Here is a 17,994-nt window from a genome sequence, read left to right as displayed (position 1 = left end):
ATGTCCTCCTCAGGGATGAAGTGATGCAATTCGAATCGATGTAGATGTATCTATGCTTACGAAGACTGAATCGTCGGACGGATAATCATTTCGTTGATTGAAGTGTCGTCCGGCTCGTTGATCGCGTACGCAATCGCATGGGCGATTCGGTCCGGAGAAATGCTAAGGCTGCGAATCCAATCGGACATACCGATGACTTCGGGACTGGTGACGCTATTCAGCAATTCGGTCTTCACGACACCGGGGGAAATAATGGTGGAGCGGATGCCGAACTCGGGGGATTCCTCCTGCCGCAATCCTTCCGAAATCGCTCTTACCGCAAACTTCGTGGCGCTATATACGGCTGTGGTGGGGACGATGATATGACCGGATATGGAAGAAACATTTATAACGTGCCCCGATTTCTGGGTCTGCATGATGGGCAAGACGGCGGCGATGGCATAGAGCACGCCTTTGACGTTAACGTCGATCATGCGGTCCCACTCATCGACCTTCAATTCGTTCAGACGAGAATTCGGCATAATGCCGGCATTGTTCACCAATACGTCAATTCGCCCATAGGTTTCCATAGCCAATTGAGCGAGATTCTGCATATCCTCACGTGAGGTCACGTCGGCTTTTTGAAAAACGGCTTCCCCGCCTGCACCTCTGATTTCATCCGTCAAAAGCCGCAGCTTATCCTCTCTCCGAGCCGCCAATACAACCTTGGCTCCGGATGTCGCCAGCAGCTTCGCCGTTGCTTCTCCAATTCCGCTCGAAGCTCCCGTAATGATGATTACCTTCGATTGAAGATTTTCCATGTACACTCACCCTGCTATATCAATTTATTCAATAATAATCAACATGTGTTGATTAATTATCGTATATTCATTATTATATGGGGCAGAGGGTAGAATTCAATGGTTAATCTCAGAGGTATTATCGTATAAGCGACATTTAATCCAAAGTGTCGATTATCTTGAGGAGGGCATCGAAGATGGTGGACAAGGTAAAAGTAGATCGAAGAGTAATAAAAACAAAAAAGGCAATTCACCAGGCTTTCTTAGCACTTTTTTATACGAAGAATATAGAAAGCATCACGATCAATGACATCGCAGACTTGGCGAACGTGAACCGAGGCACCGTATACTTGCATTACAGCGACAAATACGACTTGCTCGATCATTTGATAGCGGAACATATCCAAAACATGATTGGCTTTTGCAATCCAGACAGTGGCGCGCGGATGCGTGACGAGTTAACCCCGCTTTTCGAATATTTAAAAGAAAACATAGCCTTTTTTACGGCTATGTTTGCTACGCATAAGGCAGCTGTATTTCGAAAGCATTTGACAAAAGTCATTTCTGTTAATATGAAAAACAAGTTGGATCGGAATCTGGGAACGAAGACGGAGATCTCCAACGAGCTGAGTGCTCAATTTATGACCTCCGCTTTCATTGGAATGATCGAATGGTGGGTGGAGCAAGGCATGCCGCACTCGTCTGAGTTCATGGCCATTCAGTTAGAGAAGTTATTTGAAAAAAATGAGAAAATTCTTCCCGGTGTCTTAGGAAAATAAAGTATTAGACGCCCATGCCGCTAACGCAGCACCATCAGATGATGAAAATGGTAGGCATGCGATATAATTTACTTACGGCTGGCGAAGGCAGGTCGGCAGTCAATGGTGCTTCGAGCCCGAGTATTAGACTGACCCTAACGACCAGGTGCACCACAGATTGTTGCTCCGAATTTGGAAGCACGCAGGATAGAATAACCATATGTGGTTGTTGCACCAGCCCCTTCAATCTTGCTGCCGTAAGGAGAAGGCTACGAATGGACGTTGTTTACAGTCATGTGTGCGGACTTGACGTTCATAAAAAGAACATCGTTGCCTGCACCATCACGCCTGAAGGTAAAGAAATCCGTACGTTTGGCACGATGACCGACGATTTAATTTTGCTTGTAGATTGGCTCAAAGCCAAGGAATGCACTCATGTAGCGATGGAAAGCACTGGAGCATATTGGAAACCAATCTACAACCTGTTGGAGCTTGAGGAGATTGAGACTCTTGTTGTGAATGCCCAGCACATCAAGAATGTTCCGGGACGCAAGACTGACGTCAAAGACGCGGAATGGATTGCTGGATTGCTCCGGCATGGTCTATTGAAGGGTAGCTTTATCCCAAATCGCGAGCTCGGGAAGTCAGCCGCATTCAAAAGGTGCTGGAAGGAGCAAACATCAAGCTTTCCTCGGTTGCCAGCAATGTGCTTGGGAAATCAGGACGTGCAATGATTGAGGCGATGATTGCTGGCGAAACCGATCCTGAAGCTTTATCTGATCTTGCAAAACGAAAGTTGAAAAGCAAAAAAGCGGATTTGAAGCGAGCATTGAACGGCTTAATGGGCCCTCATCAGAAACTGATACTGGGAGCTCAGCTCCGTCACGTCGATTATTTGGACGAAGAGATTGGCAGGTTGGATGAGGAAATTAAAAAGCGCATGCTCCCTTTTGATGAAGACTTGGAACTGCTTGACACCATCCCAGGTGTGGCACGAAGAACAGCAGAGACTATTCTAGCCGAAATTGGCTCTAATATGAATCAGTATCCTTCCGCCGCCCATTTATGTTCTTGGGCAGGGCTGTGTCCGGGTCAGAATGAAGGCGCCGGAAAACGATTGTCCGGCAAGACGCGAAAAGGAAATAAGAAACTCCGAAGTACGCTTGTAGAAGCTGCGAAGGCTGCGGCTAGAACAAAAGAAACGTATTTATCCAGCCAGTATCATCGGATTTCCGCGCGTCGGGGAGCTAACCGAGCGACGGTTGCAGTAGCACACAGTATATTATCTATGGTTTACTATATTCTTAAGCGGAAACAACCCTACATCGAGCTAGGTCCAACCTACTACGAGAAACGAAAACGGGATGTGATCATCAAGCATTCCATTAAGAAACTGGAGTCATTAGGTGTATCAATTACTGTGAATACGGCAGCTTCCTGATCGTTATGCAAACCATACATTACTAATGCCCCTGGCTATTTTTTTGTTTGCCGGAGGGTCGCTTTCTTGTTGCCTTTTTTAGGTGTTCTACGAAGCGATATTTTCAGGATAGACTGCCCCCTAAAACGAAAATGCAGCAGCCATGGACTAGATAATATAGTCCTAGACTGCTGTTCATTTATTGAACAAACGTTCCCCGTTAGTTCAACGGAAACGTCCGTCAACTTGGTCCCAAGCTGAATACCAAGGTGTGATGTATCTTTAGCGACACTGTGCTTTAAATCCAAAGTGTTCATCAATACGACGATAATTGGGAAGATCCACTTGATATTTTTCAGCAATCTGAACAACCATCGAAAATTAGTTCTTCAGTTTCACCACTGATTCCCTTTTTAAGATCCTTTTGCAAGAAAGCTGTAGTATCCGAAGCAAGCCCTGACAAAAACTCAATATTTTCCTAAACCAGATCTCTAATTAGTTGAATATCAGCCTTGTTTGCTAACGTCTGAATTTCTTCTAAGAGCTCGATCATCATCGATCTGTACTCCCCGTCCTTCTGCAACTCGCTTGCTTCATGATCGTAATAATAGGCACTTACGGACGCATAGGCGGAAGTAAATGCAAATTTACGTAACACATCGCGGCGAATATCGTCTGATAAGACACCCTCTATTCCGGAATTGTCTAGATCCTCCTTGGCCCTGTGTAGCAATTCAAAGTCCGACGAAGCATCCGTTATTGGCCCAAACACAACTCAAAAAATTTTAATCCCTTGTGTAATTTTGTCTTGTGCAGAGACATAAGCGCTAATATAAATACATCCGCGATAACGGTATGATTAGGAAGAGCCTCAGACAACTTTCCCCCCCGCTGTTAACGAGTTGAGAATTGGAATGACGACTGTTTTCTCATGTGAAGCCTGACGAATCGTTGGAATAATTTCATTTCTAACGAGAACGCTTTTTATTTGTCAATTAATCTAGAATTTAAAAATCACTTCATAATTAAAATAAATGTGCAGTTCCGTTTTCCCATTAGAAATCCTCTGTACATGATTAAAGGCTTGCTCCGAAATTATCGGTAGCAAACATTTTCTTTCAGTTGAAAGGTTCCTTGAGTTACTGAGTTAAATTCCGTTTTGGGATCTCTGGCGAGGAGACGAAATAATAATCAAGCTTGTTATGAATCTAAATACCAGAGGTTGACTGGCGAGTATTTGACGTTAGCTGACTGATACTTCAAATCGAACTAAGACGATATCCAAATTATTTTCGGGACCATGGTAAGAAGTTCATTCACTCTAGGCGACATACTTGACTACGAAGTCAAAAACGTATATAATTCCCGTATGACAAGGCCAAGAGAATTTGATATAGATCAGGTATTGTTTCAGATAATGGAAGTGTTTTGGTCCAAAGGCTTTAGATCCACTTCTTTCGAAGACCTCACGAAAAAGACGAAAGTAAAAAAGCAAAGTCTATATGGGGTATTCGAGGATAAGCGTACTCTATTTTTAAAAGCTTTGGCTCTGTATCGTGACCATAATCTTCAGAACCTTCAAGAAATTATGGCTCAAGCTGATTCGCCTGCAGGTAAGATTGATGCTATTCTACGTGCTTCATTATGTGCGAATAGCGAAGATGCCCGAAGGGGCTGTCTTATGGTGAATACCGCTTTGGAATTTGGAGTAAGCGATCTTGAAGTAACAAAACAGGTCGAAGGAATGCATAACGATGTTCAGCTTGCATTGGAGGAGGTAATTGAGGAAGGACAAGCTGCTGAACAATTTACCACCAAGTTCACTTCGACGGAACTCGCTTTGCACCTGTCTAACGCTCTGCAGGGTGTTAGAGTGTCGCAAAAGTCAGGCGTTGATCATCAACAAACAGAAGCCGTCTTAAGAACGGCATTCGGATTAATTATGAAGTAATTTGGAAGTAATTTTTTTTGCCCCATTTTTGACTTTGTAGTCAAATAAAATAAAAAGGAGAATTTACAATGACATCGAGAAATCAGACTTTGCTATCCAGTTATCAACTTGGGCAATTGACTTTGAAAAACCGGATCGTTCTTGCCGCGATGACGCGAGCTTCCGCCGACCCGGATGGCCGACCTACTGAGAGAATGGTACGTTATTACGCGAGCTTCGCGGCAGGGGACTTCGCTATGCTCATTACGGAATCGACCTATATGGATAACAAGTTGAGCAAAGGGTCCTTGGATATGCCTGGCATCACGAATGAATCTCATATTCAAGGCTGGAAACGGGTAATTGACGCGGTTCATGCCAAAGGTGCCAAAATGATTATTCAATTGGCACATGCGGGCGCGTTATCGCAGTGGTACAAAGACGAAGACGTAACGGTTGCTCCTTCTTCTTATAAACCGGAGGGAGAAAGGATTCCGGCTTACGGTCCGGGAGGAGAATTCCCAGTTTCAACCGCCCTTAAGGTGGAGGAAATTAAGGAGCTTGTACAAAATTTCGCGAGAGCCGCCGCCAACGCTAAAAAGGCTGGTGCCGACGGCATTGAATTGCATGTCGGAAAGGGTTTCCTTCATGATCAGTTCTTAACGGAATATACCAATAATCGCGAGGATGAATACGGCGGGTCATTGGAGAATCGTCTACGGTTTATCGTTGAAACGGTACAAGCTATCCGCGCGAGCACAGGTGATAACTTTATCGTTGGTGTTGAGATATCGCAATATAAAATGAACAACTTCGGTTTCAAATGGCCGAACGGAGAGGCCGATGCGAAGATTATCTTTGAGAGCATAGCTCATTCGGGCGCCGATTATATTCATGTGACGGACTATGTGGCCAAAGCGCCTGCTTTTGGCGAGAGTGGTCCAACGCTCGCCGCGTTGGCTAAAAAATACGGAAAGATTCCTGTTATCGTTAATGGAAGCATTATGGAACCGGAAGACGCCGAGCAGGTTCTCAACGAAGGCGGCGATTTGATCTCGATCGCAAGAATGGCACTGGCTAATCACGACTGGCCAATCAAAGTTCGGGAAGGCCTCCCGCTGAATCCATTTACGGGGAATGTGTTGGCAGATGGTCCAACCATTAAAGACTCCGAAATGTTAAGTGTAGACGAAATTTGACTCTGAGTAACAAATCCGTAAAATGACATTTTTTAGAGGTGGATTATCTTTCTTTTGACAATGTCACTGATGTTACCAAGATATATCGGGGCGGCTGTAAATAGCTTATTGATGAATATAAACGAGGTAACAGAATAGGAAATCAAATTTATAAATTTTTCGATAATATGTTTTATTCAATTGAAGCGGCTGAATATGAGATTCTTACCAGAATTGCAATAGCAGCAAAAGAACATAATGAAATGTTTTTAATCGAGGTCACTTAAAACAATGGCTTAATATATCAAATGATGAATGGGATTTGATTAAAGATAGTAGTTATTTGGGGCATAATAACGGCTGGTTGTATTTTATAGCAACTGAGATTCAAGTATATCTACTATGTAAGAATATTATTAACCATTCATATGATAAAGGTAAGATTCAAGATCTGATTCACTGGATCATGGACGATTCTGAATTTCAGTTATATATTTTTAACGTATTTGGTATTCTCATTGAGTTTTTTGAGGATGAAAGTAAAGATTATTTTTTTAGAAACATTCGACCTTTTATTGAACAAATGAAGGAACTGAGCGGGACTGAGCAATTGGCATTTGGTTTATTTTCCCTGTATACAATCCAAGAAATGAGCAATGAAAAAGAAGTGACAAGTACAATTAACGATTGGGTTTTACTTAGGTTTTTAGAAATGTTAGGAGTACAGTTTATGGAAGTGATTACTGATTTGTCTTATGAAGTATTTCAAAAGGTCGCCACAAGTAAGTCTGAAACGGCATACCTCATTGACTATGAACACTGCTTAATGCACTCGGAAAACTTAGCTCCAATTCTTAACGAATCAGTTGAACAAATTATAAAAGATGATATGATAAAGATCGAAAATTTTTTTGAACAGTATTTTTGATGAGTTTTGGCGAAGAGTTTAGCATAATTTGATTTTATAAGAATTCCTAGGATCCAAATATTTTCGTTCAAACAGCCAATACCTTTAAACTATAAGGTGTTGGCTGTGTTGTGAGTATACATATGAATTTTTTATATTTGCTATCCCTATTTTTCACACTTGTTCTTTAATTTTTATCTGTCAAGACTCACGACTCTTCTTGCTCAGCCATCTGCATCAGCTTATAAATTTGCCGGGTTGTGTTCACATTCCGCACTGTCATATGCTTGTACAAACTGGTGCCAACCAGTTTCGTCATCCCGCTTTTTGTGACATTTTCTTTGCTGACAGAAAACAGAATAGCCCCAGGTGTATACATTACACTTCCTATTCCCGGCTTCAAAGGAAGCTTCTCTAGAACAGAGATATCGTTAATTTCATCCCACAGAAACAATACATCGCTTTTCATCTGTGTATCATTAGACCATTCCTCCGGTAATGCCTTCATAATGTTCTGGATTTCAGTTATATTGCGGACAATGACCCGGATGGGTAGGCTGAAATCTTCCAGAATCGCCTGCTCCAGTTGGAGCGACAACTCCTCGTTGGATTGAACTTCACTGGAAAAAATGATGTTTCCTGAGTTGATGTAAGTCGTCACATGGCTCATACCAGCTTTCTCAAATGTTTCCTTAAGCTTTTTCATATTAATCTTGTTATTGCCGCCCACATTAATGCCCCGCAGCAATGCGACATAGATCATATAAGGTCCACCTCTCTTGTAAAATAGAATTTTATTAACAAACAGATAGGTATTCAAATAAATACGCGGTTTGGTTTTCGCCCAGCAAATGACGCAGCAACGGGCCTACGTGCTCGATAAATTCATTTTTGGTTTCGTATGTGTCTTCATCTTTTAAAGATATTATAATATAGAAGTCCAGCGAGAGTAACTTATAATGTAGGCTATGGAAAACTCACAAAATAATCAACTTCATTATGGGCAGTTATAATGAATATGATTTTCAATACGATGTTTTAATAGGCTTTTCGTAGATGCAAGAATATTTATGAAGACCTTTAGCTCGAATGTACTGTGTTTTATGATTATGCTCCTTCCTGGTAACATGGAAAATATACGTTAATTATCACAATTGTAAAGAAGGTAGAACAGGAATGGAACTTATCAAGGATCGTTTTTTTGGATGTCTGGTCGGGCTGGCCGCGGGAGATGCTTTGGGAACTACGGTGGAATTCAGCAGTCCAGGTACATTTGAACCTATAACGGATATCGTGGGCGGCGGTGTGTTTGGATTAAAACCGGGACAGTGGACGGACGATACGTCCATGGCGCTCTGTTTAGCCGAGAGTCTGGTGCGAAAGGATGAATTTGATCCGGCAGATCAGATGCGGCGATACACCAATTGGTACTATGTAGGATATATGAGCAGCACGGGAACGTGCTTTGATATCGGTGGAGCGACAAGAGGAGCGCTGCATCGGTTCGAAGCCACTGGAGATCCGTACAGCGGATCTGTTGATCCCATGAGTGCAGGAAACGGCTCCATTATGAGGCTTGCACCTGTTGCTATGGCCTATGCGAACCGTCCGGAAGAAGCGCTGATGTATGCCGAGATGAGTTCACGCACCACCCACGGGGCAGCGGAAAGTGTTGAGGCCTGCGCAGTGCTTGCTGCAATCCTTGTAGCAGCACTGCGTGGGGCAGACAAAGAAGCAATGTTATCGGCCGACGTGTGCCGAAAGTGGCGGCAGGGCAAGCCAGCTTATTCGGCAGCAATTGAAGAAATCATCCAGGGATCTTACCGCCATAAGGAGCCGCCCGAAATACAGGGAACCGGTTATGTCATTCGTTCCCTCGAGGCTGCGTTGTGGGCATTTTATCATTCAACTTCATTTGAAAATGGGGCACTGCTGGCAGCAAACCTTGGAGATGATGCCGATACAACCGGAGCGGTGTACGGACAGATTGCCGGGGCTTATTACGGGCAAAGTGGAATTCCGGGCCATTGGTGTGAAAAGCTTTCGATGAAGGAGACGATTGATGAACTTACTGAGGCATTATGGAAGAAGGCCGAAAAGAGCCTAAATGAAGGATGAATATGAGTTCTAGGAGTTTTGACAGTATGAAAAAACAGTTCAGTATTCAACCCGCTGCTCCTTCGGATCTGGAGGCGGCAGATGTCGTTTTTGAAAGCTCCATAACTGCGGCATTTGAACAGGAGGGTCTGGAAGCCTTAATCGACGACATGCAGCATGAGATTGAGCACAAAAAACAGTTGCTGCGAGTATCTTTGTCAGCTTCGAATTCAGACTTGTTTTTTCTGATAGTCAAACATAACCATAACGTCGTTGGAACGATTTCTTATGGCCCTTGTGGTGAAGATATCAGAAAGTGCACCAACGATGAACTCGGGCATGTGGGGACATTGGGAAGTTTATATGTGCTGCCCGCTTATCAGGGACAAGGGGTAGGCTCGGCGTTAATTCGAGCTTTGATGACCAGGCTGAAGGAAATGGAAGTTACGCATTTTTGCCTGGATAGCGGCTTCAAAATAGCCCAGACTAAATGGCTGCGGAAATTCGGGGTACCCTACATCATTGCGAAGGATTACTGGGGCAAGGATGGAGATCACATGGTGTGGTTGTGTGAAGTGCAGGATTTTTCACAAGAAACAGAGTGAAATCAATCCAATAACTGAGTAGAAATGAGCCGCTGGACATCATCGGTTCGGGAGAGAAAACCGCCTGTTGCTCAATTCTTGCACCTGTACCAGAGATGAATGTGAGCATATGGTGACATTAAGCGTTCATCCTGCCTATCATGATGTGCTCTCCTTTATAATAATAAAAAAAGGGACAAGGGGATGACTCGAAATGAAAAAAATAAGCTTAATAGCTACTGGAATAGCTACTGGGTTAGTTGCAGTCGCGATAGGGACATATCTGATTGCGGGAAATGCCCAGAGAGAAGAAGCTGACAACCAGGGAGTGTCAAATATCAAGCAATTGGTGCATGATTTCAGTACAAGAAAGGCAACGGCCCAGTCCGCTTCCATCACATCCACTCAGTTGAGCGTATCGGAGGATGCTACCACAACAAAGACCTACGATTTACCTGCTAACGAGTTTTTTGTTTCGATAGCACCATATATGGAACAGACTCACCCTTGTGCAACCCATAGTCTGACCGGTTGTCAAGGCGAAATGAAGGATGAAGAGTTCAATGTAACGATTCATGATTCCGCTGGGAATTCAGTCATGAATAAAGCCTTAGTAAAATCCCAGTCCAATGGATTTATTGATCTATGGCTACCGCGTGACAAAACCTATAGCGTTACGGTCGAGCATAAAGGAAAAACTGCAAAATCCCAAATCTCCACGTTTGAGAACGACGATACCTGCATCACCACCATGCAATTGGGATAACAGTTGAAGGAGAAATTTTTGGGCATGATTATAGCTACTTCAAAAACCAGTTCGTCCAGACTTTTAAAATATTTATAAAAGATATCTCTGCTGCTGAGTGAGAGCCAGGCTGATTAAAATCATTTTCCGCTATATCTGCGTTCCCGTTGAGCGTTCTATACTACCTTCTATCATTGACAAAATTACATTTCTCCGTCATAATCCAAAAAAACGATAATGATTATCATTATCTATAAAATGTACATACACGAGGAGAATATGTTCTATGAAAAAAGGTTTGAGCGGGATTGTAATATTGCTGGTGTTTGCACTTGTTTTGGCAGGCTGCGGAACGGGCAACAATACATCGGATTCGAGTCAGACGGCAACTACAGACAGCACACCGAATGAAGCTGCGGGTGGTCCTGTGAAGGTTAAGCATAATCGTGGCGAGATCACACTAGACAGACCAGCAAAGCGTGTCGTAGTGCTGGAATGGACATTTACGGAGGATATGGTTGCGCTGGGTGTTCAGCCTGTAGGTAATGCGGATAATGCCGGATACAAGCAATATGTGTCTTCGGAGGCGGCTTTGGATAGCAGCGTGACCGATGTCGGAACACGCGACGAGCCCAATCTGGAGGCAATTGCTGCATTGAAGCCGGATCTGATTATTTCCAATGTTGATGGAAATGCAGCGATCTATGATCAACTGAAAGCCATTGCACCGACAGTCGAATATAGTCTGAATAACGGCAAGGGCTACGATTATGACAAAATGGTAGAGATTTTCAACAACATCGCGGTCGCTCTTGGAAAAGAAGACAAAGCAAAGCAGGTGCTGAAGGAGCTGGATCAGCATTATGTGGATGTCAAAGAAAAGCTCGCCGCTGCTGGTAAAGCGGATTTCCACTACATTCTGACACAGGCGTTCACTTATCAAAATGCAGCCAGTCTGCGCATGTTTTCGAATAATTCGGTCGTCGCGGGGACACTAGCGAAGATCGGGCTGATTAACGATTGGAAGCCAGCCAAACTTGAAGCGTATGGTTTTTCAACTGTAGGCATTGAAGCTCTATCTGCCGTTCAGGACAGCAACTTTATCTATATTGTACAGCCGGACGACGATGTTTTTGGCGCAGCGCTGAAACATAACTCGGTCTGGAACGGTCTGAATTTCGTCAAAGAAAAACGCACCTATGCATTGGATAGCAAGACATGGACGTTTGGCGGTCCTATCTCGTCAAAAGCGCTGGTTGATCATGCTATTACGGCGATTTTGAAATGAGCTTGGCCGATATTCCGTCCGGTTTATAATTGGCATAGCCTCTACAACCGCAGCATAAAAAGCCCGCGTCTCCCGCGGGCTTTTCTCTGTATTCTCAGCCCATCCCACGCGAGTCACCACCTGAATTCTCCCCATAGCTAATCACATAAGAGCAGCGGATACGCCTGGAGCACCGGCAGTCAGACAAAGATAGCAAAAATTGTGTACATTAAAAACCTATTAAAACAACGACAAACTTCCGACATATTATCTAAGAGCTTTTCGCTCAATATTCCTCGGGGAGATGGCAGCATGTCACAAAATATTAAAAAGCGCGCAATCAAATCATCCAGTATCGCGAACACATTGGCCATTGTGTTGTTAGTCATTATCGTTGTCGTCTTTGCAACCTTGGGGACGTTCATGTTTGCGAGTACGCAAAGCATACTTATCAAGCAGCAAGAGGCCATGCTCCAGACCAAGACACAGGCCGTTGTTAGTCAATTCGATGCGTTGTTTAAGGAAAAGGGATCACTTGTCAAACAAATGTCAACGAACAACCTTTTTAAGCAATATTTAGAAACCACCTCATCGGCAGAAATGGTGAAAACTTCTCCTTACGCTGCGGAAACAGTAGCGACTCTGGCAGCCATTGTCAAGGCAGAGCCATCTTTTGCTGACGCCTGGATTGCAGGAATATCTGGTAAAGGCTTCTTTCTACAGAATGATGGTGTTGCTTCTAAACCGGATTTCGATATCCATACACGCCCATACTTCAAGCCAGCTGTTGAAGCAGACGGTTTATACTACTCAGAACCCTATAAGGACGTCAATTCGGGTAATGTGCTCATGGGCATTTTTTATCCGATCAAAGATAGCAGTAACCAATTAATCGGATTTGCTGCGGTTGATATTGCTTTCAAAGACATCCCTGCCGTTATGCAAAGCTATTCGCTCGGAAGCTCAGGTTATTCGATTCTTGCATCCAAAACGGGCGATATTTTATATCATCCCGATCAGAATAAAGTGCTGAAAGAAAAGATTAACGAAAGCACAGGGGATCTTGGGGAGATCGGAAAGAAAATGATTGCTGGCGAGTCCGGAGTACAACTGATTAATGATAATGGAGAACCTCGTTATATCGGGTATGCAACCAGTAAAGATACCGGGTGGTCTGTAGGCTTAACCATTTCTGAACAAGAGGCACTCTCAGAATTAAAAGCCTTTACCTGGCTTACCATTGGCGGTTTTGCCGCAGCCACAATCCTGCTGGTTTTGATTTGTTATATATCGCTCCGCTATCTGCTGAGATCAATACCGAAGTTGCTCGCAAAAATCAAGCTGATTGAAAATGGTGATTTAACGGTTCAGTTTGATACACATTCCAGCAATGAAATCGGGCAAATTTCTCAGGGAATATACAATATGGTTCAAAAAATTCAAGGAATGCTTCAAATGGTGGGCGGCTCTGCTCAAGTCTTGAATCAGTCTTCTCACGATCTGCAATCCATTTCTTCCAGAACGGCGATAACGATGAACGATACAGCGACAGCGATCAATGAGATCGCCAATGCGACAAATTATCAGTCCATCGAAACGGAAAACATTTTACAAAAAACCGGAGCATTATCCGGTCAAATTGACGAAATAGCCAATGATGCCAAAGCCATAGAAACGATGGTGCAAATCTCTGCCGAGCAAAGCGGACAGGGGCTGGCTGTAGTTGATCAGTTATCCAAATGGGCGCAAGAAAATCACAATTCCACACAAGCGATGTCGTCTATTATTCAGGATATTGATCTGAGCCGTCATGAGATTTCGAGTATCGTGGACACGGTCAATCAAATTGCAACACAGACTAACCTGCTGGCGCTCAATGCTTCCATTGAAGCTGCGCGTGCAGGAGAACAGGGCAAAGGGTTTGCCGTTGTTGCCGGGGAGGTCCGCAAGCTGGCTGAGCAGACTGCGCTGGCGACACAGGAAATCTATAAGAAGGTACGTGTGATTGAAGAAAAAACCAGCGTATCGGTGGAGCATACAGCTCACGGTCTGAAAATTGCAGAAGAAAATGCCAGATCGGTGGAGAACACCAAGCAAGTGTTCTTTAGCATTAACAAGGATTTGGAAGATTTGAAATTGCGAATGATCCAGATCAGCAACAATACCTCTAAAGTCCATAAGCACAAAGATGAGATTTTGCAGGCGCTGGAGATCATCTCTTCTACCACGGAAGAGAATTCCGCCTCAACCGAAGAGGTTAGCGCCAGCACGCAGGAACAATTGGAGAGCTTCGAACAGATTGCTGAGCTATCCAAACAATTAAGCCAATTGTCCAATAAGCTTCAAGACGAATTAAGACAGTTTAAGGTCGAGGAACATGAATAGCCACGATTTTGGTATTACAGCAAAGCTCGCGTCCAGCACGGGCTTTTTACCTTTTCGTATCCTATTTTAACAGCAATTTAAACGGCGCCCGAGGCGGCTGACGATGCGAAGAGGGAGTTCCAAAAGGATACCTACTGAACCTGAAGCCGGGTTATCTGTTGGAAAGGTGGTGCGGTGCTATGGGATGATGTGACGAAGGAACTGGACAAGTAAAGACAAGGCATTTTATGATAATGAAAATTGGACTTAATGGGTCAATAATTTAATCTGAAAGAATCAGGTACTTAAGATGAATACCCGTCTTAAGTACCTTTTTTATGTAAAAATAGATTTCCAATTTTTTGAACGGCTGATATACTAAGGAGGCAACGAGATGAAGATTAACCTACTTTATCGAGATGAAAAAACGATCGGCGTACGGTTGGAGCGATACGGAGTCAAGGAGCGAGAAGGGATTCGGTCCATACCGGGCAGAAAATGGGTTCCAGACGAAAAAATCTGGACGATTCCGTATAGTATCCCGGTTGTAGAAAGCCTGTTGGAAGCGTATCGGAGCTGCGAGTTCGAGTGCGACGAGCACTTGAATAAAGAGCTGCCGTACATCCGGGAATGGCTGGATCGGCGGGGCGCTCAGGCCAATGCGGTTCTCTCTTCTTCGGAACGTGGTGAATGGAATCCGGATCAGCGGAAAGAATTGCGCGATTCATTGGTGGCAAGGGGTTACAGCAGCAAGACAATTAAAGCTTACATATCGCAAACGGAACGCTTTTTCGCCGATTTGCAAGGGACCGACTATGTTCGTCCGAAAAAGGAGAGTAAACTACCGGATGTGCTGTCCCTGAATGAGGTCATGCGTCTGTTGAAAGCAGTGAAAAATCCGAAGCATCGGGCTATTCTATACCTGACGTATACATCCGGGCTGCGGGTAAGCGAAGTGATGAGGTTGCGTCCCGAGGACTGCGACCGGGAACGGAAAGTGCTGAAAGTCCGTCAGGGAAAGGGCAGGAAGGATCGGCAAACCCTGCTCTCCGAAACGGCTTTTGCGGTAGTCGAGCAGTACATAGGGGCGAAGCAGCCGGAAAACTGGCTGTTTCCAGGACAGAGGGAAGGCCGCCACCTGACGGAACGTTCAGCGCAGAAAGTGTTTGAAAAAGCGCTGGCTGAAGCGGGCATTCGTAAACAGGTGAGTATCCATTCGCTAAGGCATTCCTTTGCTACCCACTTGCTGGAGAATGGGATTGATCTTCGTTATATTCAGGAACTGCTGGGGCATCAGAATGTGCGAACAACGGAGCGGTATATACACGTGAGCAAGCGGGACATTGGACGGATTCAAAGCCCGTTGGATCGGATAGGCGGGCTGGAGGATTGAAGCGCAGAAAGTGCGGGAATAAGGAGAAAAGTGCAGGATTCACGAAGTTTGTGAATATGACGAAGAGAGTATTTTTTCGGAAGTTCGTAAATAATACGTTAGAAGAAATGGCCGTTAAAAATTAGTTAGGAGAGAACTTATGCATGAGTCAATCGCAATTATTTCAGATATTCATAGTAATAGTTTTGCATTAGAAGCTGTACTAAAGGATATTTCAGTACGGGACATTCAATTAATAGTGAATTTAGGAGATAGTTTGTTCGGTCCCATTGATCCATTAGGTACCGCTAAACAATTATTGGACAACAAAAATATAATAAATATTATGGGGAATTGTGACGAAATTCTTTTAAAAGAAGAAAGTAATTTAGCTACCTATAAATTTGTAAAACCATTACTAAATAATGAGATCAAGAACTGGATTAGTTCGTTTAAAAAGACATGGGTAATTGAAGACCTTTTGTTTTGTCATGGAACCCCATTTTTAAATGACCAGTATTTGTTAGAAGAAGTAGATGAAGATGGTGTTAGATATAAGAGTCTCGATCATCTCTCAATGGAACTTGAGAGAGTTCCGCAGAACTATATATTTTGTGGACACAGTCACGTGTTTAGAACGGCTTATTTATCGAATGGTAAGTTAATTATAAATGCAGGTAGTGTAGGTTTGCCTGCCTATGATGATGAATTGCCATATCCACATGTGATGGAATCAAACTCACCTTATGCTGAATATGTCATTGCCTACAAGACTGCTGCGACAAAAAAGTGGAGTTTTGAACATGTAATGATTCACTATGATTGGGATAAAGCTAGTTCAATTGCTGAAGATAACGGACGAAAAGATTATGCGTTTGCTATAAAGTCTGGGAGAGCATTTAGGATGTAATTCGAGGAGGACGGCCACATCTTCTAACAATGCATTCCAGCTTCGTCGCTGACGCTCCTCGGTCGCCTAGAAGATTCTCTGAGAAGTGGAATCAGGCGACACATTCAACCAGCTAAGTCTGACGACCCGTTCCCTTCGGTCACTTAAGCTGCTTGAACGTCAGGAATGCCAAACGTTATGAGACATCATCGTGATATAATCATGGCAAAACGAATCAGGGCAGGAGAGACAAAATCCATGGATGACTTTACAAAGAAGCGGATTATGAAAATCATGGACAAATATACACAAAATGCAGTACCAGAACATGTGAAAAACCAGATTAAAATCAGTTATAAGATCAGAGGAAATCATGTGACATTGATTGAAGAAAGACAAGGATACAAAAGTGATCAATGGGTGCAGATGCCTGTAGCTCAGTTCAGATTAGATGAAAACGAATGGAAAATATATTGGCAAGACAGCAAGGGGAAATGGCATTTCATAGATGACATAGAACCGAATGAAGATTTTGAAAAACAGTTAAAGATCGTGGATGAAGGGCATAACGGACTGTTCTGGGGATGACTCAAAGAGGTCAATGACATCTCATAACATAATATTCAAGCAGCGGCTCCGTTGGAGCCTTGGTCTGCGAGAAGGATTTCGAAGAAGCATTTCAACAGACAACCCCTTTGGGGTTCGTGAATACGAGAACGTTATACGACAGAATCAAAAACAATAGAAAAAGAGGGTCATATGGCCCTCTAAATACTAGAATTTTGCAATTCACTAAATAGTTGTAGAGCATCTTTGAAACCTTGTATGTAGATACTTCTTTCTAGGATGGATTGTAGAGAAATTTGGGCGTCTTCGTAAAGAAAAACCGTATGTTGAAGTTGATCGGGCAAAGCATCACGAAGCGTTTTAAAATATTGATCTGTCTCCAAAGAAAGCTGAGTGTACTCCTTATGACACTCCAGAAGCTCAGTATAGAGTAATTCTAAACGTATTCTTATAAGCGGCTCTGTTAATGATTCTAATGTATTAATCATATGTTATTCCTCCTTTGATTAACTCTATAGAGTTATTATATAACCTTATAAAGTTAATTGCAAGGTGAATATTTGACTTTATAGAGTTAAAACTTCGCTTTTCGTTGATGATTGCTAATATGGAAGATAAGATAGAATTATGGAGGGGAAAAGATGAACGTAATCAAGTGCAATATACGAGAACTCATGGCAGAACATCGAATAGATGATATAACAGAATTGATGGCGAAATCGGGCTTAAGTCGGAATTCAATCAACAAGTTGTATAGGGGAACGAATATAGAAACAACAAAGCTGGAAACCTTATTCAAACTATGCGATACATTTAACTGCAAATTATCAGATTTAATTGAGTATGTACCCAAAGAAAACCAATAGTGAAGGCAGATTCGAGAAGCGATTCCATCGTTTAACATAATATTCAAGCTGCGGCTCCTTTGGAGCCTTGGTCTGCGAATTAGGATTTCGGAGAGGTATTTCAGTAGACAACTCCATTGGGTACATGAATGCAGAAACGTTATCCGAAAGAACCGAGTAATTTTATTGTACATCAAAGTTTTAAGTGCTCTGGTTTGGAGAAGCAGAGCAAAGCAGATGTACGGTTTGTTGGCTGCATGTATTACGTTAATTTTTTCACCTAAAGCTAGCG

16 protein-coding genes and 1 pseudogene are annotated in these 17,994 nt (G+C 43.2%); 14 read left to right on the top strand and 3 right to left on the bottom strand.

Annotated features, from left to right (window positions below; genetic code table 11):
• Positions 1-56 precede the first annotated feature (56 nt).
• Positions 57-800 (bottom strand): SDR family oxidoreductase, encoded by a 744-nt coding sequence (locus GCU48_RS02805; RefSeq protein ID WP_152378978.1) that lies wholly within the window; start codon positions 798-800, stop codon positions 57-59.
• Between the two features lie 176 nt (positions 801-976).
• On the opposite strand from GCU48_RS02805, the gene GCU48_RS02800 reads away from it, so the two are divergent.
• The 5 genes and pseudogenes from GCU48_RS02800 to GCU48_RS02780 all read left to right on the top strand — a co-directional run bounded on the left by GCU48_RS02800 (position 977) and on the right by GCU48_RS02780 (position 6,993).
• The gene (locus GCU48_RS02800; protein ID WP_152378977.1) at positions 977-1,558 is read left to right on the top strand and encodes a TetR/AcrR family transcriptional regulator; all 582 of its coding nucleotides are present in this window, start codon (positions 977-979) and stop codon (positions 1,556-1,558) included.
• 254 nt (positions 1,559-1,812) lie between these two features.
• Positions 1,813-2,978: pseudogene (locus GCU48_RS02795) on the top strand (IS110 family RNA-guided transposase).
• Positions 2,979-4,374: 1,396 nt separating this feature from the next.
• On the top strand, positions 4,375-4,908 hold the full coding sequence (locus tag GCU48_RS02790; protein WP_244316039.1) for a TetR/AcrR family transcriptional regulator: 534 nt from the start codon (positions 4,375-4,377) through the stop codon (positions 4,906-4,908).
• Positions 4,909-4,976: 68 nt separating this feature from the next.
• Positions 4,977-6,086: an NADH:flavin oxidoreductase gene (locus tag GCU48_RS02785; RefSeq protein WP_152378975.1), complete on the top strand. Its 1,110-nt coding sequence runs from the start codon at positions 4,977-4,979 to the stop codon at positions 6,084-6,086.
• A 301-nt stretch (positions 6,087-6,387) separates the two neighbouring features.
• Positions 6,388-6,993: a hypothetical protein gene (locus tag GCU48_RS02780; protein ID WP_152378974.1), complete on the top strand. Its 606-nt coding sequence runs from the start codon at positions 6,388-6,390 to the stop codon at positions 6,991-6,993.
• 187 nt (positions 6,994-7,180) lie between these two features.
• On the opposite strand, the gene GCU48_RS02775 is transcribed toward GCU48_RS02780, so the two are convergent.
• The gene (locus GCU48_RS02775; RefSeq protein WP_152378973.1) at positions 7,181-7,735 is read right to left on the bottom strand and encodes a DUF1697 domain-containing protein; all 555 of its coding nucleotides are present in this window, start codon (positions 7,733-7,735) and stop codon (positions 7,181-7,183) included.
• Between the two features lie 413 nt (positions 7,736-8,148).
• Here GCU48_RS02775 and GCU48_RS02770 point away from each other — a divergent pair, with 413 nt between their 5' ends.
• The 8 genes from GCU48_RS02770 to GCU48_RS27550 all read left to right on the top strand — a co-directional run bounded on the left by GCU48_RS02770 (position 8,149) and on the right by GCU48_RS27550 (position 16,878).
• Positions 8,149-9,090: an ADP-ribosylglycohydrolase family protein gene (locus tag GCU48_RS02770; RefSeq protein WP_152378972.1), complete on the top strand. Its 942-nt coding sequence runs from the start codon at positions 8,149-8,151 to the stop codon at positions 9,088-9,090.
• Between the two features lie 26 nt (positions 9,091-9,116).
• Positions 9,117-9,674, top strand: coding sequence for a GNAT family N-acetyltransferase (locus GCU48_RS02765; RefSeq protein WP_152378971.1), 558 nt, complete (start codon positions 9,117-9,119; stop codon positions 9,672-9,674).
• Between the two features lie 193 nt (positions 9,675-9,867).
• The gene (locus GCU48_RS02760) at positions 9,868-10,419 is read left to right on the top strand and encodes a CueP family metal-binding protein (RefSeq protein ID WP_152378970.1); all 552 of its coding nucleotides are present in this window, start codon (positions 9,868-9,870) and stop codon (positions 10,417-10,419) included.
• A 265-nt stretch (positions 10,420-10,684) separates the two neighbouring features.
• Positions 10,685-11,686, top strand: a complete 1,002-nt coding sequence (locus GCU48_RS02750; RefSeq protein ID WP_152378969.1) for an ABC transporter substrate-binding protein — start codon at positions 10,685-10,687, stop codon at positions 11,684-11,686.
• 291 nt (positions 11,687-11,977) lie between these two features.
• The gene (locus tag GCU48_RS02745; protein ID WP_152378968.1) at positions 11,978-14,050 is read left to right on the top strand and encodes a methyl-accepting chemotaxis protein; all 2,073 of its coding nucleotides are present in this window, start codon (positions 11,978-11,980) and stop codon (positions 14,048-14,050) included.
• 373 nt (positions 14,051-14,423) lie between these two features.
• The gene (locus tag GCU48_RS02740; protein WP_152378967.1) at positions 14,424-15,422 is read left to right on the top strand and encodes a tyrosine-type recombinase/integrase; all 999 of its coding nucleotides are present in this window, start codon (positions 14,424-14,426) and stop codon (positions 15,420-15,422) included.
• Positions 15,423-15,561: 139 nt separating this feature from the next.
• Positions 15,562-16,311, top strand: coding sequence for a metallophosphoesterase family protein (locus GCU48_RS02735; protein WP_152378966.1), 750 nt, complete (start codon positions 15,562-15,564; stop codon positions 16,309-16,311).
• A 237-nt stretch (positions 16,312-16,548) separates the two neighbouring features.
• Positions 16,549-16,878 carry a DUF3024 domain-containing protein gene (locus tag GCU48_RS27550; RefSeq protein ID WP_244316037.1) on the top strand — a complete coding sequence of 110 codons (330 nt, stop codon included), beginning with the start codon at positions 16,549-16,551 and terminating at the stop codon, positions 16,876-16,878.
• Between the two features lie 179 nt (positions 16,879-17,057).
• Here GCU48_RS27550 and GCU48_RS02725 read toward each other — a convergent pair whose 3' ends face one another.
• Positions 17,058-17,345, bottom strand: coding sequence for a hypothetical protein (locus GCU48_RS02725; protein ID WP_152378965.1), 288 nt, complete (start codon positions 17,343-17,345; stop codon positions 17,058-17,060).
• A gap of 153 nt (positions 17,346-17,498) precedes the next feature.
• On the opposite strand from GCU48_RS02725, the gene GCU48_RS02720 reads away from it, so the two are divergent.
• Positions 17,499-17,723, top strand: a complete 225-nt coding sequence (locus tag GCU48_RS02720; RefSeq protein WP_152378964.1) for a helix-turn-helix domain-containing protein — start codon at positions 17,499-17,501, stop codon at positions 17,721-17,723.
• Positions 17,724-17,994: the final 271 nt, after the last annotated feature.

Source organism: Paenibacillus brasilensis (assembly GCF_009363115.1).
Classification (GTDB): domain Bacteria; phylum Bacillota; class Bacilli; order Paenibacillales; family Paenibacillaceae; genus Paenibacillus; species Paenibacillus brasilensis.
The sequence above is the reverse complement of the archived record's forward strand: the minus strand, read 5'-3'. Positions and strand labels throughout refer to the sequence as shown.

What these genes read in the sequence shown, in the direction of transcription:
- GCU48_RS02805 (WP_152378978.1), bottom strand. Translation starts at nt 800, where the DNA reads ATGGAAAATCTTCAATCGAAGGTAATCATCATTACGGGAGCTTCGAGC.
- GCU48_RS02800 (WP_152378977.1), top strand. Translation starts at nt 977, where the DNA reads ATGGTGGACAAGGTAAAAGTAGATCGAAGAGTAATAAAAACAAAAAAG.
- GCU48_RS02790 (WP_244316039.1), top strand. Translation starts at nt 4,375, where the DNA reads ATGGAAGTGTTTTGGTCCAAAGGCTTTAGATCCACTTCTTTCGAAGAC.
- GCU48_RS02785 (WP_152378975.1), top strand. Translation starts at nt 4,977, where the DNA reads ATGACATCGAGAAATCAGACTTTGCTATCCAGTTATCAACTTGGGCAA.
- GCU48_RS02775 (WP_152378973.1), bottom strand. Translation starts at nt 7,735, where the DNA reads ATGATCTATGTCGCATTGCTGCGGGGCATTAATGTGGGCGGCAATAAC.
- GCU48_RS02770 (WP_152378972.1), top strand. Translation starts at nt 8,149, where the DNA reads ATGGAACTTATCAAGGATCGTTTTTTTGGATGTCTGGTCGGGCTGGCC.
- GCU48_RS02765 (WP_152378971.1), top strand. Translation starts at nt 9,117, where the DNA reads ATGAAAAAACAGTTCAGTATTCAACCCGCTGCTCCTTCGGATCTGGAG.
- GCU48_RS02760 (WP_152378970.1), top strand. Translation starts at nt 9,868, where the DNA reads ATGAAAAAAATAAGCTTAATAGCTACTGGAATAGCTACTGGGTTAGTT.
- GCU48_RS02750 (WP_152378969.1), top strand. Translation starts at nt 10,685, where the DNA reads ATGAAAAAAGGTTTGAGCGGGATTGTAATATTGCTGGTGTTTGCACTT.
- GCU48_RS02745 (WP_152378968.1), top strand. Translation starts at nt 11,978, where the DNA reads ATGTCACAAAATATTAAAAAGCGCGCAATCAAATCATCCAGTATCGCG.
- GCU48_RS02740 (WP_152378967.1), top strand. Translation starts at nt 14,424, where the DNA reads ATGAAGATTAACCTACTTTATCGAGATGAAAAAACGATCGGCGTACGG.
- GCU48_RS02735 (WP_152378966.1), top strand. Translation starts at nt 15,562, where the DNA reads ATGCATGAGTCAATCGCAATTATTTCAGATATTCATAGTAATAGTTTT.
- GCU48_RS27550 (WP_244316037.1), top strand. Translation starts at nt 16,549, where the DNA reads ATGGATGACTTTACAAAGAAGCGGATTATGAAAATCATGGACAAATAT.
- GCU48_RS02725 (WP_152378965.1), bottom strand. Translation starts at nt 17,345, where the DNA reads ATGATTAATACATTAGAATCATTAACAGAGCCGCTTATAAGAATACGT.
- GCU48_RS02720 (WP_152378964.1), top strand. Translation starts at nt 17,499, where the DNA reads ATGAACGTAATCAAGTGCAATATACGAGAACTCATGGCAGAACATCGA.